We start from the raw sequence: 13,985 nt of genomic DNA on the forward strand, positions 1-13,985 counted from the left end.
ACCTAGAACAGCCCCTGCACCCGGCCCTGCACGTCGATCCCGATGCGCAGGGCGGCCGGGTCGCGCGGCAGCCCGGGCATGGTCATGATCTGGCCGCAGATGGCGACGACGAAGCCCGCGCCGGCGGCCAGCCGGACCTCGCGCAGCGGGATGGTAAAGCCTTCCGGCGCGCCAAGCGCACCCGGATCGGCGGAAAAGGAATATTGCGTCTTGGCCATGCAGACCGGCAGATTTCCATGACCCGCCGCCTGCCATTCCTCCAGCCGCTCGCGCACGCCCGGCGCGGCCTCGACCGCCGAGGCGCGATAGATGCGCTTGCAGATCGTCTCGATCTTGTTCCACAGCGGCATGTCATCGGGATAAAGCGGCGCGAAGGCGGCGCCGCCGGCGGTCATCTCGACCACGGCGCGCGCCAGATCCTCGGCCCCGGCGCCGCCTTCGGCCCAATGGCGGCAGATTATCGCGCGGACACCCCGGCCGTCGCAATATGCGCGCAGGGCGTCGGTCTCGGCCTCGGTATCGCCGGCGAAATGGTTGATCGCCACGGCCACCGGCAGGCCAAAGGCGCGCATGTTCTCGATATGGCGGCCCAGATTGGCGCAGCCCGCGCGCAGCGCCTCGACATTCTCGGCGCCCAGATCGGCGCGGGCGACACCGCCGTTCATCTTGAGCGCCCGGACCGTCGCCACCAGCACCACGGCATCGGGCGACAGCCCGGCCAGCCGGCACTTGATGTCGAGGAATTTCTCGGCCCCCAGATCGGCGCCGAAACCCGCCTCGGTCACGACATAGTCCGACAGCGCCAGCGCCGTGCGCGTTGCCATCGCCGAATTGCAGCCATGCGCGATATTGGCGAACGGCCCGCCATGGACCATCGCCGGGTTGTTTTCCAGCGTCTGCACCAGGTTCGGCTGCAGCGCATCGCGCAGCAGCACCGTCATGGCGCCGGCGGCGCCGATATCCGCCGCCGTCACCGGCCGCCCCTCAAGGTTCTGGCCGATCACGATGCGCCCCAGCCGATCCTGCAGATCGGCAAGGTCGCGGGCCAGGCACAGGATCGCCATGACCTCGGAGGCGACGGTGATGTCAAAGCCGCATTCGCGCGGCTGGCCGTTGGCCGGACCGCCAAGCGCCACGACATTCTGCCGCAGCGCCCGGTCGTTCATGTCCATGACCCGCCGCCAGGTCACCCGGCGCGGATCTATCGCCAGGGCATTGCCCCAGTGGATATGGTTGTCGATCATCGCGGCAAGCAGGTTATGGGCGCTGGTAATGGCGTGGAAATCGCCGGTGAAATGCAGGTTCATCTCTTCCATCGGCACGACCTGGGCCATGCCGCCGCCGGCCGCCCCGCCCTTCATGCCGAAATTCGGCCCTAGCGAGGCCTCGCGGATGCAGATCGTCGCGCGCTGACCGATCCGGTTCAGCGCATCGCCCAGCCCCACCGTGGTCGTGGTCTTGCCCTCGCCCGCCGGGGTCGGGTTGATCGCGGTCACCAGCACCAGCTTGCCCCGGGCACGGCCCTCCAGCCCACGGATGAAATCATGCGTGATCTTGGCCTTGTCATGGCCATAGGGCAGGAAATCGGTCTCGGTCAAGCCGAGGCGGGCCGCAATCTGCGCGATGGGCAGCTTGCGGGCGGCGCGCGCGATCTCGATATCCGATTTCATGTCCACTCCGTCTTTCATGTCGGGCCAAACTGACCGGGAGGCCGCATTTAGGCAAGTCCGCACCGCTTATTTGCGCCCGAGCCAGACCTCACGTCGCATCCAGGTCGCGGCGGCGGCCCATAGCGCGACCGTCACCCAGATATCGATGCCAAGCCGCGCGACGAACCCCCGGGCCCCCTCGGGCGCGATCATCCCCATGGCATCGCCGATAATCGACAAGAGCACGCAGGCGACAAAGGAAAACAGCCCGCCGCGCCCGATTTCCGCCAGCGCCCGGCCCGGCCCGGTCGCCGCCATCCAGGCGAAGGCGGGCGCCAGCGGCATCGCGACCAGCCAGCTTGCCGCCAGGATCGAGATCAGCCGCAACCCGTCCAGCGACCATTTGTCGATCGGGCCGTGGATGCCGCGCAGAAACAGCGCAAAGGGCTTGGCCGAGGGGCCGATCATCCGGGTGATCGCGATCGTCAGGCTGAACAGCACGATCAGCACCGCAACCCAGGTCAGCAGCCGGGCGTGGCGCGCCAGCGCCGACATCATCCGGTCGCGAAACGCCCCCATCCCGACACCGGCGAAAAACAGCAGCTGCCAGCCAAAGGGGTTGAACAAGAGCCCCGGCCCCGGCCTCTGGTTCGGGATCAGCGCGTTGAGCGGCTCGGCGAACCACCAGACCAGCAGCGAGACGGCCAGCGCAAGCCAGGGAAAGCGCAGCATGAAGGGCACCGTTACCGGGACCGTCGCGATCAGCAAGACGTAAAGCGCCAGCACATCCATCAGATTCGGCTGCATCCACATCAGCGCCACCGTCGCCAGATAGCCCAGCGGGTTCTCCATGATCCAGCGCGAATACTGGAACCAGACCGCCTTGTGATTGAGCTGGAATTCGAACAGCAGCGCCGACAGCAGGGCAAGCAGCAGCGAGCCGATCACCAGCGCCAGCCAGACCTGCACCGCGCGTTTGAAGAACCGCTTTTGCGCCACCCAACGCCCCTTGCGGGCCTCGACCTTGATCCAGACCATGCCGACAAGAAAGCCCGACAGCAGAACGAACAGTTCCGCCGCGTCGAATACGGCGAAATTCGCCAGCGTCACCTGACGCAGCACGCCGATCGGCATGTGGTCCAGCATGATGCCGACAAGCGCGTATCCGCGCAGCATATCCAGCGCCGCGATCCGCTTCATCGATCCAGTTTCGCGAATGCCCGGATCAGATGACGGCTGTCCAGAAGCGCCAGTTGCTCGGCCGGCGACAGGTATTCCAGCGCCTCGGCCCGGCTGGTCGCATGGCCGATCTTGGCCTCGGCCGAAATCGCATCCAGCCGCTCGGCCACGGTGCCATGGGGCGCCTCGGGCAACAGCGCCGAGATGCGCGCGATCAGCCGCTCGTCCCGGCCCAGGCTGGCCAGCCCGTCACCCGGCAGCGTCGAGGCGATGCGATGGCTCAGCGCATTGGCGGCGGCGATGATCTCGGGCTGGCGGCGTTCCTCGGGGGTGACCAGCAGGCCCTGCCGACGCGCCCAGCGGCCAAAGACCGGACTGGCCGACCAGCGCGAGGTCATCGGCGACAGGATCAGCCCGGCAAGGATCGGCGACAGCCAGATCAGTTGCCACGGCGCCAGAAAGGCCAGCACCACCAGCGTGCCCAGGCCCAGCAGCACATGCAGCGCGTGGCGGCGCAGCACCACGCCCCAGGAGGGCATCTGACCGGCGCGGACCTGCGCCGCCCAGCCGGAATCGCGGCCGCGCAGGATCTCATAGATCTGCCGCGTCTGGATCAGCATCTGCACCGGCGCGATCAGCGCCGACAGCCCGATCTCGAACAGGGCCGAGCCCAGCAGCCGCACCTTGCCGCCCGAGTCGCGGGCCAGCGGCCGCAGCCAGGCGCGGAGAATGGCGATCAGTTTCGGCAGCAGCAGGAACAGCATCGCAGCCACGAACAGCCACAGCATGCGCACCGGGTCGAAGGTCGGCCAGTTCGGAAACAGCTGGTAGGTCTGCGGGAAATAATCCGGGCGCGACAGCAGCACATTGGCCGAAAGCGTCAGCCCGACCAGGATCATCGCCAGCCAGACCGGCGACATCAGAAAGCCCAGGATGCCGATGACGAAATGCGCCCGGCTGATCCAGGCGAAGCCGCGCGAAAAGATCAGCCGCACATGCTGCAGATTGCCCTGCGCCCAGCGGCGTTCACGCACCGCCATATCCAGGAGCGTGGGCGGGCAGCCCTCATAGCTGTCGCGCAGATCGTGATCCAGCCGCACCTTCCAGCCGGCGCGCCGCAAAAGCGCCGCCTCGACGAAGTCATGGCTCAGCACATGGCCGCCAAAGGGCGGCTTGCCGGGCAGGTCCGGCAGCCCGCAGCAGCGTGCAAAGGCGCTGACCCGGATGATCGCGTTATGGCCCCAGAAATTGCCGCTGTCACCGGACCAGGCGGCGACCCCCCGCGCGATCGCCGGGCCATAGATGCGGCCCGCGAACTGCGTCAGCCGGGCGAAGATCGTCTGCCCGCCGATCAGCATGGGCATGGTCTGGATCAGCCCGACCGAGGCATCGGCGCTCATCCGTGCCGACAATGCGGCGATCGTCGCCCCGCCGATCACGCTGTCGGCATCCAGCACCACCATCTGGTCGTATCGCGCGCCCCAGCGGCGCACGAATTCGGCGACATTGCCCGCCTTGCGCCCCTTGTTGTCGCGCCGCCGCCGATACCAGACCGGCACCGGCGAGATATCGCGCAGGCGGCTGATCGCGGCCATTTCCTCAAGCACCGAAACCGGCTTGCGGCTGTCCGAGAGCACAAAGATCTCGGCCCGCTCGCCCAGCCCGACGCGGTAAAGATCGCGCGCCAGCGCCGCCAGCAGCCCGGTGGTCATCGCCGCGTCCTCGTTATGGACCGGCATGATGACGGCGATGCGGGCATCATTGTCCCCGACGGGCGTCACCCGGCGCGGCGCGAAAAGCCCCGCGATCATCGAGCAGAAGGAAAACCCGACCCAGGTGAAGGTGGTGACGAACAGCACCAGCAGCACCGATTGCAGGAATGTGATCTGCGTCCCGAAGGCCGCCACCATCTCCACCCAGCCGATCCAGGCCACCGCCGCCGCGCCGCCAAAGGCGACGATCCGCGCCGCGATCGTGCCCGGGCGCGGCAGGCCGGCATCGGGACCTTGCGGCGGGGGGCCGCGGAAATCCTGCTCGGGCATCTCCAGCGGCGCCTCGGGCGGCGTCGCCGGGCCGGCCGTGCCCGGCAGATCCACCGCATCCCAGGCGTCATCCGCGGAAAGCGGCAGCGCCCGGCCGGCCGTCTCCCGCAGCGGCCCGGATTCGGCGATGTCGTCGGCGCGGGTCACGGCGTCTACTCGCGGGTCCAGCGCGCGATCCAGGTCTCGCTCAGCGGCCCTTCCGGGCCGTTCAGGACGGCGGACAGATCGGCGGGCTTGGCCCCCTCGGGCAGATAGTCAAAGGCCAGCCGCATCCGCCCCTGTTCGGGCAGGCGCAGCAGATAGGCGTCTCCGACCTTCCCGGACGAGGCCCGGATCACGGGCACCGGGTCCTTGGTCCCGAACCGGCGCAGGTCGAAATCGATCACATAGGTGCGCGCGTTCGGATCGTTCACCGAGCGTCCGGACATCGTCTCGATCACGCGCGAAATCGGCGCGCTGTCAGGGGGTTCCTCGGTAAAGCTCAGAAGATAGCTGAAGTCGTATCGCTGGCCTGCCTGCAACGGCTCGGCCGGCTGCCAGAACGAAACGATATTGTCGTTGAATTCGTTCTGGACCGGGATCTCGATCAGGTTCACGGTGCCCTTGCCCCAGCCGTCATGCGGCGCGATCCATGCCGAGGGACGCCGCTCATAGCGCGCCTCGGCATCCTGATAGCTGTCGAAATCCCGCGCCCGCTGCACCAGGCCAAAGCCCAGCGGGTCATTGTCCATGAAGGCCGAGGTCTGCAGGGTGCTGTGCCCCGACAGCACCCGCCACAGCCGCTGTTCGCCGCCATTGAGCATCTGCAACCCGTCGCTGTCATGCACCGCCGAGCGATAGTCATCCACCCGCGAGCGGTCGGTCGGACCGAACCAGTACATCGAGGTCAGCGGCGCGATCCCCGCATTGCTCATGTTCTGGCGCGGAAAAAGCGCCAGCCGGGTGTCGAAAACCGTATCCGCCCCCGGGGTGATGCGAAACTCGAACGCGCCCGATACGGAACGGCTGTCAAGCAGCGCATGCACCAGGACCGAGCGGTCCTGATCGGCCGGCTTGTGAATCCAGAACTCGCGGAACAGGGGAAATTCCTCGCCCTCCGGGCTGCCGGTGCCGATGGCGAGGCCGCGCGCCGACAGCCCGTAAAGCGTATCGCGGGCCACCGCCCGGAAATAGCTGGCCCCCTGGAACACCGCGAATTCGTCCATCACGTCGGGACGGTTCAGCGGCGCGCGGATGCGAAAGCCCGACCAGCCCATATCGCCCAGCGTTTCCTCGTCGATACCATCGGGGAAAAGCTGGGGATCGAATTCGAACATGCCCGGATCGAAGCGCACCGGGATCACCACGCCCTCATCGACCAGGCTGATATCCACCGGCGCGTCGAAGATCGTGCCCGGCGGCAGCAGGTCCAGCGCGAAGTCGCCGCTGCCCGCCCAAGGGTCGCGTTCGCGGCGAAAGCGGATGCCGCGATACTGGTCGTAGCTGAGATTGGCGAACGAGCCGACCAGTTCGGCGCTGCGCGCCTCATGCGGCTTTGCGGCCAGTTCGCGGGCGATCGAGGCGACATCCTCGAAGCCAAAGGGCCGGGGCTCGACGGGCTGCGCGGATTCGTCCCCGGCGGCCGGCGGTGCGATGGCCGGCGTTTCCTGCGCCACCGCAGCACCCGATGAGGCGAAAAGCGCGCCGGCCGCGGTCATGGCCGCCCCGGCGGATAGGACAAATTCGCGACGACGCATCGACAACCTCTCAGCAGGGGACCGAAGACCCCGAAATACCGACGGGATTTCGCATCGCCGAACGGATCAGGCAAGCTCTTTCGCGACAAAAGGCAGGGTCTTGCCGAACACATCGTGCAAAATTAGGCGAGCGGGCCGCGCAGGAATACCCCGCGCGGCCCGCCTTCACGATGTTTTCACCGGTAAAAAGGCCTTGCGCGGCCTCCTCCCGGCGTCAGTTCGCCGGCGCGTCCGGCTGGGGCGCATCCGGCATCGGGCGCCTGTCCGCGTCATCCATGCGCTCACGCATGCGGTCGCGACCGCGGTGGTCCCGATCGCCGTCGCGATCCCGGTGGCGGTCGCGCGCGTCCCGGTGCCACCTGTCGTCCCGGTCACGACGCTTGTCGGCCTCCTTGCGCTGCTTTTCGGCATCCTTGCGCCGCTTTTCGCCCATCTTGCGCTCGTCATCGTCGCCGCGGCCGAAACGGATCAGCGTGCCGTCTTCGGTAAAGCTGGCGTGCAGCGGGTTATTCTCCGCGTCGGACCCGGCCAGCCTGACGCCGCGCTCGCCGACAAAGACCGAACGAAGCTGCGCAAGCTCGGCATAGACCGGATTGTCGCGGACCGCCTGCGGCACCAGCTGATCGCTCAGCGCGGCGGGCAGTGCCGCATCGTCAAGACCGCGCAGGCCGCGCAGCGCGCCGGTTTCGTCGATCAGCGCCCCGATCCTGCTGCCATCGGGCAGCGCGCCCTCGATCCGGGTGGCATTGCCGCGATGCATCGGCCGGCTGGTCACATCGGTCAAACCGGCATCCTGCAGCGCCTGCGGCAGGGTGACGCTCGGGCCGGCGTCTTGTGCCGGCATCGGCTCGGCCTGGCTTTCCGCCGGCGCGGGCACGGTATCCTGGGCCATGACCGGCGCGACCGCCAGCATCGACAACAGGGCGGCCAATGCGATCGGAGAGGTCGGTTTTCTGCTCATTTCAGGTTCCTTTCGTTCCCGGGCGCAGGACATTCGCGCCCGATCCGAATCGCAAGCTAACCCGATCCGCACCAATGGAACGCCAACCGGGCATTTGGCTTTCGTTTGGCATTCGCGCATTACATATGGATCATGAACCGTCTGGTCCCGCCCCTTGTCACCCTGATCGCGGCCCTGCTGCCGGCGCTGCCCGCATCGGCCGAAAAGGGACGCCGCGCCATTCCCGAGGACCAGATCGAGGAATGGGCGCCCGAACTCTCCAGCCGTCACGACCATGAATTCCGCGTCATCCCGCTGCGCCGCGCCGCCAAGATCGTCGCCGGGCGCTTTCACGGCAAGCTGATCGGGGCGCGGCTGACCGGCCCGACCCCGCGCGAGCGTGACATGGGCGTGGTTCTGGTGCAGGAATTGCGCCTGCTGACCCCCTCGCGCGATCTGCTGCGCATCCGGCTGGATGCCCGCACCGGCGAGTTTCTCGAGGTTGCCGGGGCCGAGCGGGACCCGCAATTCCGCAAAGAGGAACGTAAATGAAATGCCTGATCGTCGAGGATGACCCGCTTCTGGCCGGGCAGCTGGCCACCGCCATGCGGGACGCGGGCTTCGCCTGCGACATCGCCGCCGATGGCGAAAAGGGTGAATTCCTTGGCGCGACCGAGAATTATGATCTGGCGGTGCTGGACCTTGGCCTGCCCGGCCTGCCGGGGATCGAGGTGCTGACCCGCTGGCGCGGCGCGGGCGTGACCATGCCGGTGCTGATCCTGACCGCGCGCGGCGACTGGACCGACAAGGTGGCGGGCTTTCGCGCCGGTGCCGACGATTACGCGGTCAAGCCCTTTCGCCTGGAAGAGGTGGTGATCCGCGCCCAGACCCTGGTGCGGCGCGCAGCCGGCCATGCGCAGGCGGTGATCAAGGCGGGGCCGCTGCAACTGGACAGCCAGCTGGGCGTCATCACCCGCAACGGGCTTGCCCTGAAGTTGACCGGCTTCGAGACGCGCATCCTGTCCTATCTGATCCATCACCAGAATCGCGTGGTCAGCCGCAGCGAACTGTCCGACCATCTTTACGATTCGGCGGCCGAGCGGGATTTCAAATCCATCGAGGTGGTCATCGGCCGCCTGCGCCGCAAGATCGGCGAGGGCCTGATCGAAACCCGGCGCGGCGAAGGCTATGTGCTGCGGGGCGGGTCTTGATCCTGCCCCGCGATTCGATCCGGGCGCGGCTGATCGGCCTGGGCGCGGTGCTGATCGGGGTGGCGCTGGTCGCGGGCTATCTGACCATCGCCGCGATCCTCGAGGATTTCATCACCCGCCGCTTTGATGCCGAGGCCGAGGCCGTGTCCAATGCCCTGATCGCCGGCGCGGCGATCGACCCCGGCGGCCGGCTGGTGCTTGCCTCGGCCCCCGGCGATCCGCGTTTCCAGATGCCGCTTTCTGGCTGGTTCTGGCAATTGTCGCAGGACGGGCGCGTGGTCGCCAAGTCGCCCTCGCTTTACGACAATGTGCTGAGACCGCCCGCGGGCGATTTCACCGGCGGGCCGGGCATCGGCCCCTCGGACGAGGCGCTGCGCGTCACCCATCACCGCTTTACCCTGCCCGACAGCGACGACGCGCTCGGCGTGACGGTGACCGCGCCCTTGGCCGAGATCGAGGCCAGCACCGCCCTGCTGCGCCGGCCGCTGGCGATTTCGCTTGCCGTGCTGGGGCTGGCGCTGGCCGCCGCCGGCATCCTGCAGGTGATGGCGGGGCTGCGCAGCCTGGACCGGCTGGGCCGCGACATCCGCGACATCCGCGCCGGCCGGACCGAGGCGCTGCCCCTGCCCTCGGTCTCGGAGCTTCGCCCCATCGCGCATGAAATCAACGCGCTGCTGGAACAGAACCGCAAGGTGCTGGCGCGCACGCGCGAACATATCGGCAATCTGGCGCATTCGCTGAAAACCCCGCTGGCGGCGCTGGACAACAGCCTGCCCGCGGATCATCCGGGCCATGCGCTGGTCGCCCGCATGGACCGCCAGATCGGCTGGCACCTGCGCCGCGCGCGCCGCTCGGGCGCGGCGCGGCTGCTTGGCAGCCGGACCCCCGTCGCGCCGGTCGTGGCCGATATCCTGCTGGTTCTGGGCCGCCCGATCGCCGATTCCGGGCTGCGGGTCGCCACCGATCTGCCGGCCGACCTCGCCTTTGCCGGCGAACGCCAGGATCTTGAGGAAATGATCGGAAATCTGGTCGAGAACGCGGTGAAATGGGCGAACGGCCGGCTGTTCGTCTCGGCCCGGATGCCGGCGCCGGACCGGCTGGCCATCACCATCGAGGATGACGGGCCCGGCATGGCGGAACAGGATTATCCGCAGGCTCTGTCCCGCGGCACGCGGCTGGATGAAAGCGGGCCGCCCGGCGCCGGGCTGGGGCTGGCCATCGTCAGCGATCTGGCGGCCTTGCATGGCGGCCGGCTGCGGCTGGGGCGCTCGCCCGGGCTGGGCGGGCTGCGGGTGGTTCTGGAACTGCCGGCCTGAGCGCGGGCCGCGTCCGTTTCCCGATCCGGACTTGCGCGCGGCCGCCGCCTCCGGCATGTCACACGCCAAGGAGAGATCATGGACAAGATCGACTTACCCGAACGCCCCGGCTGGCGCGACGAGGCCGAGAAGCTGGGCTTTACCTTCGCCGATATGGGCGGCGAGCCCTATTGGGACGAGACCAGCGCCTATCGCTTCAGCCTGCGCCAGATCGAAGAGGATATCGAGGCCCCCTCGAGCGAACTCCATGCCATGTGCCGCGAGGCGGTCGGCCGCGCCGTGCGCGACGGCGAATGGCTGACCCGGCTGGCGATTCCGCGCCCCTATTGGGACCTGATCGAACAAAGCTGGTCGCATGGCGAACCCGAGCTTTATGGCCGCATGGACCTCGCCTATGACGGCGGGGGACCGGCAAAGCTTCTGGAATACAATGCCGATACGCCGACCTCGCTTTACGAATCCGCATCCTTTCAGTGGCTGTGGCTGGAACAGCAGCAGGCGGCGGGGGTGCTGGGCGGGGCGACCGACCAGTTCAACGGCATCCACGAGGCGCTGGTGGAACGCTGGGCGCAGATCTGCACGCCCGGCGAGGACGTGCATTTCGCCGCCGATCCCGACAATCCCGAGGATTACGCCACCGTCGAGACCATGGCCTGGGCGGCGCGCGAGGCGGGCCTGGGCGCGCATTTCACCGCGCTTGCCAAGATCGGGCTGACCGATCAGGGGCAATTCGCCGACGACCAGTCCCGCGTCATCGGCACGCTGTTCAAGCTGTACCCCTGGGAGGACATGCTGCGCGACGATTTCGCGGCGCATCTGCAAAGCTCGCAGACCCGCTATATCGAGCCGCCATGGAAGGCGGTGCTGTCCAACAAGGGAATCCTGCCGCTGCTGTGGCAGATGTTTCCGGGCCATCCGAACCTGTTGCCGGCATTCTTCCATGCCGATATCGCCGAGGCGATGACCGGCGGCAGCCCCGCGCCCGCGATCGCCGGGGCCTTTGACGCCGCCCGCGACCAGCTTGCGCGCGGCCATGTGATCAAGCCGATCTTCTCGCGCGAAGGTGCCGGGGTTATCATCAGCGAAAACGGCCGGGAGGTCGCCCGGACGGAGGATGACAGCTATTCGCATCACCCCCTGATCGTGCAGGGCCTGGCGCCGCTGCCCGATTTCGGCGGCTTCCATCCGGTTCTGGGCGCCTGGATCGTGGGCGAGGCCTGCGCCGGGCTTGGCCTGCGCGAGGATCGTTCGCGCATCACCCATAACCTGTCGCGCTTCAAGCCGCATTTCATCGAGGACTGAGACATGACCGGACCGACCCCCATCCGCAAACGCTCGCGCCATGTGGCGCTGATTCTGGCCGGCAGCGCGACCATGGCGCTGGCCGCCTGCGAGGATAACCGGGTGGACGCGCAGAGCTTTCCCGATCTGGAAAGCTGCATCGCCGCCAGCCAGGAGAACGGGCTGTGGTTCACCGAAGAGGATTGCCGCAAGAATTTCGCCGCCGCGCAGCAGGAATATCTGGAGACCGCGCCGCGCTATGCGTCCAAGGAGCTTTGCGAGCAGGAGCACGGGGCCGGCAATTGCGGCGGCGATCCGGCTGCCGAAAGCTCGGCGCAACAGGGGTCGGGCGGCGGTTTTTCCTTCATGCCGCTGCTGGTCGGCTACATGATGGGATCGATGCTGTCGCGCGGCGGCGGCATTTCCTCGCAGCCGATGGTGAACACGCCGGACGGGCGCTATTCCACGCCCAAGGGCGACCAGACCTTCGCCAGCAATCGCGGCGCCGGCAAGGTCTCCGGCGCGACCTTCCAGCGTGCGCCCGCGACCATCGGCAAGCCGCCGATGTCGGCGGCGCAGGTCAGCCAGCGCGGCGGCTTCGGCGCGGGCGCCACCTCGCGCTCGTCGGGCCGGGGCGTCTTTGGCGGCTGAGCGACGGTCATCCGGGTTGCGTTAGCGCCCCAAAAAACGCAATCTGCGCGACGAAACCGGGCGTCGGCGCCCGTAACCCTTCTGCATCAGGTGCTGCCATGACCCCCGAGATCCAGTCCCAGAAATCCCGCGCGCTGTGCCAGCTTGCCCCGGTGATCCCGGTGCTGGTCGTGGCCGATGCCGCCAAGGCCGAGGGGCTGGCCACCGCGCTGGTCGCCGGCGGCCTGCCGGTGCTGGAAGTCACGCTGCGCACCCCGGCCGCGCTGGATGTCATCCGCGAGATGGCCCGGGTCCCCGGCGGCCATGTCGGCGCCGGCACCGTGCTGACGCCCGAGGACGTGAAACGCGCCAGGGATGCGGGCGCCAGTTTCGCCGTCTCGCCCGGCGCGACCGAACGGCTCGTGCGCGCCTGCGAAGAAGCCGAGCTGCCGCTGCTGCCCGGCGCGGTGACCGCCTCCGAGGTGATGCGGGCGATGGAATGGGGCTATTCCATGCTGAAATTCTTTCCGGCCGAGGCCGCCGGCGGCGCGAAATCGCTGAAATCGCTGGCCGGCCCCCTGCCCCAGGTCAGCTTCTGCCCGACGGGCGGCGTGACCCCGGCCAACGCACCCGATTACCTGTCGCTGCCCAATGTGATCTGTGTCGGCGGCAGCTGGATCTCGCCCGATGCCGATGTCGCGGCCGGCAACTGGTCCGCGATCGAGGCCCGCGCGCGCGAGGCGCGCGCCCTGAAATAGGCTTTCCGATGGAATCCGCCGATCAGATGCGCCGCGCGCGGCGCAATGTCATCGTCCTGCTGTTCGCCCAGGCGCTGTTGGGCGCGCAGATGTCGATGATCTTCATTGTCGGCGGGCTGGCCGGGCAGATGCTCAGCCCCAATCCCTGCATCGCGACGCTGCCGCTGTCCATGATCATCCTGGGCTCGGCCCTGTCGGCGCGGCCGCTGGCGGGGTTCATGCGCCGTCACGGCCGCCGCGCGGGGTTCCTGCTGGCCTGCGGCGCCGGGGCCCTGGGGGCGGCGCTGGCCGCCTATGGCTTGATGGCGGGCAATTTCTGGCTGTTCATGCTGAGCGGGCTGCTGACCGGCATCTACATGGCCGCGCAGGGCTTCTATCGCTTTGCCGCGACCGATTGCGCGCCGCCGGAATTCGAGGCGCGCGCGATTTCCTGGGTGATGGCAGGGGGACTGGCGGCGGCGCTGACCGGGCCGTTTCTGGTGCGGATGACCGCCGAGCTGACCGCAGTGCCCTTTATCGCGACCTATGGCGCGATCATCGGGCTGAACCTGCTGGGGCCGGTGCTGTTCGCCTTTCTGGATGTGCCGCGGCCGCAGGCCCCCACCGGCGGCGCGCCGCAGGGCCGCAGTCTGGCCGAACTGATCCGGGTGCCCGAGATCGCCGTCGCGATGATCTGCGGCATGGTATCCTATGCGCTGATGAATCTTGTGATGACCTCGGCGCCGCTGGCCGTGGTCGGCTGCGGCTTTCAGACCTCGGACGCAGCGAATATCGTGTCCTTCCACGTGCTGGCCATGTTCGCGCCGTCCTTTTTCACCGGCAACCTGATTGCCCGGTTCGGCTCGGGGCGCATCGTCATGCTGGGGCTGGCGATTCTGGCGGCTGCCGGTGCCGTGGCGCTGTCCGGCGTCGAACTGGGGCAGTTCTATGCCGCCCTGATCCTGCTGGGTCTGGGCTGGAATTTCGGCTTTATCGGCGCCACCGCCATGCTGACCCGCGCCCATCGCCCGGAAGAGCGCGAAACGGTGCAGGGGCTGAACGACGCGGTGGTCTTTACCGGCGTGTTTCTGGCATCGCTGTCCTCGGGCGGGTTGATGAACTGCATGGGCGGATCGACCCAGGCGGGCTGGAACGCGGTCAACCTGGCGATGCTGCCCTTTCTGGTGCTGGCCGGGGCGGCGCTGCTGTGGCTGATGCTGCGGCCGCGCGCCTTGGCGCGCTGATAACCGGGGCTCTGCCCCGG

At 68.1% G+C, this 13,985-nt stretch carries 12 protein-coding genes; 7 read left to right on the forward strand and 5 right to left on the reverse strand.

Translation table 11 applies throughout. From position 1 onward, the window contains the following. Positions 1 to 2: 2 nt before the first annotated feature. The 5 genes from IT41_RS02820 to IT41_RS02845 form a co-directional block, all read right to left on the reverse strand. A complete protein-coding gene (locus tag IT41_RS02820; RefSeq protein WP_175496387.1) occupies positions 3 to 1,676 on the reverse strand; it encodes a formate--tetrahydrofolate ligase in 1,674 nt (557 codons plus the stop codon). 60 nt (positions 1,677 to 1,736) lie between these two features. Further along, the gene (locus IT41_RS02825) at positions 1,737 to 2,849 is read right to left on the reverse strand and encodes an OpgC domain-containing protein (protein ID WP_036738667.1); all 1,113 of its coding nucleotides are present in this window, start codon (positions 2,847 to 2,849) and stop codon (positions 1,737 to 1,739) included. Continuing rightward, entirely contained in the window at positions 2,846 to 5,017 is a 2,172-nt protein-coding gene (gene mdoH, locus IT41_RS02830) for a glucans biosynthesis glucosyltransferase MdoH (protein ID WP_052081244.1), read from the reverse strand. Before mdoH ends, IT41_RS02825 begins: the two co-directional genes overlap by 4 nt. Before the next feature lie 5 nt (positions 5,018 to 5,022). After that, positions 5,023 to 6,567 (reverse strand): OpgD/OpgG family glucan biosynthesis protein, encoded by a 1,545-nt coding sequence (locus IT41_RS02835; RefSeq protein WP_231564678.1) that lies wholly within the window; start codon positions 6,565 to 6,567, stop codon positions 5,023 to 5,025. Positions 6,568 to 6,820: 253 nt separating this feature from the next. Continuing rightward, the gene (locus IT41_RS02845; RefSeq protein WP_052081245.1) at positions 6,821 to 7,567 is read right to left on the reverse strand and encodes a hypothetical protein; all 747 of its coding nucleotides are present in this window, start codon (positions 7,565 to 7,567) and stop codon (positions 6,821 to 6,823) included. Between the two features lie 132 nt (positions 7,568 to 7,699). On the opposite strand from IT41_RS02845, the gene IT41_RS02850 reads away from it, so the two are divergent. The 7 genes from IT41_RS02850 (at position 7,700) to IT41_RS02880 (ending at position 13,965) form a co-directional block, all read left to right on the forward strand. Further along, positions 7,700 to 8,098 (forward strand): PepSY domain-containing protein, encoded by a 399-nt coding sequence (locus IT41_RS02850; protein ID WP_036738822.1) that lies wholly within the window; start codon positions 7,700 to 7,702, stop codon positions 8,096 to 8,098. Beyond that, entirely contained in the window at positions 8,095 to 8,757 is a 663-nt protein-coding gene (locus tag IT41_RS02855; RefSeq protein WP_036738669.1) for a response regulator transcription factor, read from the forward strand. Before IT41_RS02850 ends, IT41_RS02855 begins: the two co-directional genes overlap by 4 nt. Next, positions 8,754 to 10,073 (forward strand): sensor histidine kinase, encoded by a 1,320-nt coding sequence (locus IT41_RS02860; RefSeq protein WP_036738671.1) that lies wholly within the window; start codon positions 8,754 to 8,756, stop codon positions 10,071 to 10,073. Before IT41_RS02855 ends, IT41_RS02860 begins: the two co-directional genes overlap by 4 nt. Positions 10,074 to 10,151: 78 nt before the next feature. Then, positions 10,152 to 11,375 (forward strand): glutathionylspermidine synthase family protein, encoded by a 1,224-nt coding sequence (locus IT41_RS02865; RefSeq protein ID WP_036738673.1) that lies wholly within the window; start codon positions 10,152 to 10,154, stop codon positions 11,373 to 11,375. Positions 11,376 to 11,378: 3 nt separating this feature from the next. Further along, positions 11,379 to 12,005, forward strand: a complete 627-nt coding sequence (locus IT41_RS02870; protein WP_081967441.1) for a DUF1190 domain-containing protein — start codon at positions 11,379 to 11,381, stop codon at positions 12,003 to 12,005. A 98-nt stretch (positions 12,006 to 12,103) separates the two neighbouring features. After that, on the forward strand, positions 12,104 to 12,742 hold the full coding sequence (eda, locus tag IT41_RS02875) for a bifunctional 4-hydroxy-2-oxoglutarate aldolase/2-dehydro-3-deoxy-phosphogluconate aldolase (protein WP_036738675.1): 639 nt from the start codon (positions 12,104 to 12,106) through the stop codon (positions 12,740 to 12,742). A gap of 8 nt (positions 12,743 to 12,750) precedes the next feature. After that, positions 12,751 to 13,965, forward strand: a complete 1,215-nt coding sequence (locus IT41_RS02880) for an MFS transporter (RefSeq protein WP_036738676.1) — start codon at positions 12,751 to 12,753, stop codon at positions 13,963 to 13,965. The last annotated feature ends 20 nt before the right edge of the window (positions 13,966 to 13,985 follow it).

This window comes from Paracoccus halophilus, assembly GCF_000763905.1.
Lineage (GTDB): Bacteria > Pseudomonadota > Alphaproteobacteria > Rhodobacterales > Rhodobacteraceae > Paracoccus > Paracoccus halophilus.

Excerpts from the sequence above, each read along its gene's own strand:
- IT41_RS02880 (WP_036738676.1), top strand. The coding sequence starts at position 12,751 with ATGGAATCCGCCGATCAGATGCGCCGCGCGCGGCGCAATGTCATCGTC.
- eda (WP_036738675.1), top strand. The coding sequence starts at position 12,104 with ATGACCCCCGAGATCCAGTCCCAGAAATCCCGCGCGCTGTGCCAGCTT.
- IT41_RS02870 (WP_081967441.1), top strand. The coding sequence starts at position 11,379 with ATGACCGGACCGACCCCCATCCGCAAACGCTCGCGCCATGTGGCGCTG.
- IT41_RS02845 (WP_052081245.1), bottom strand. The coding sequence starts at position 7,567 with ATGAGCAGAAAACCGACCTCTCCGATCGCATTGGCCGCCCTGTTGTCG.
- IT41_RS02825 (WP_036738667.1), bottom strand. The coding sequence starts at position 2,849 with ATGAAGCGGATCGCGGCGCTGGATATGCTGCGCGGATACGCGCTTGTC.
- IT41_RS02835 (WP_231564678.1), bottom strand. The coding sequence starts at position 6,567 with ATGACCGCGGCCGGCGCGCTTTTCGCCTCATCGGGTGCTGCGGTGGCG.
- IT41_RS02855 (WP_036738669.1), top strand. The coding sequence starts at position 8,095 with ATGAAATGCCTGATCGTCGAGGATGACCCGCTTCTGGCCGGGCAGCTG.
- IT41_RS02865 (WP_036738673.1), top strand. The coding sequence starts at position 10,152 with ATGGACAAGATCGACTTACCCGAACGCCCCGGCTGGCGCGACGAGGCC.
- IT41_RS02850 (WP_036738822.1), top strand. The coding sequence starts at position 7,700 with ATGAACCGTCTGGTCCCGCCCCTTGTCACCCTGATCGCGGCCCTGCTG.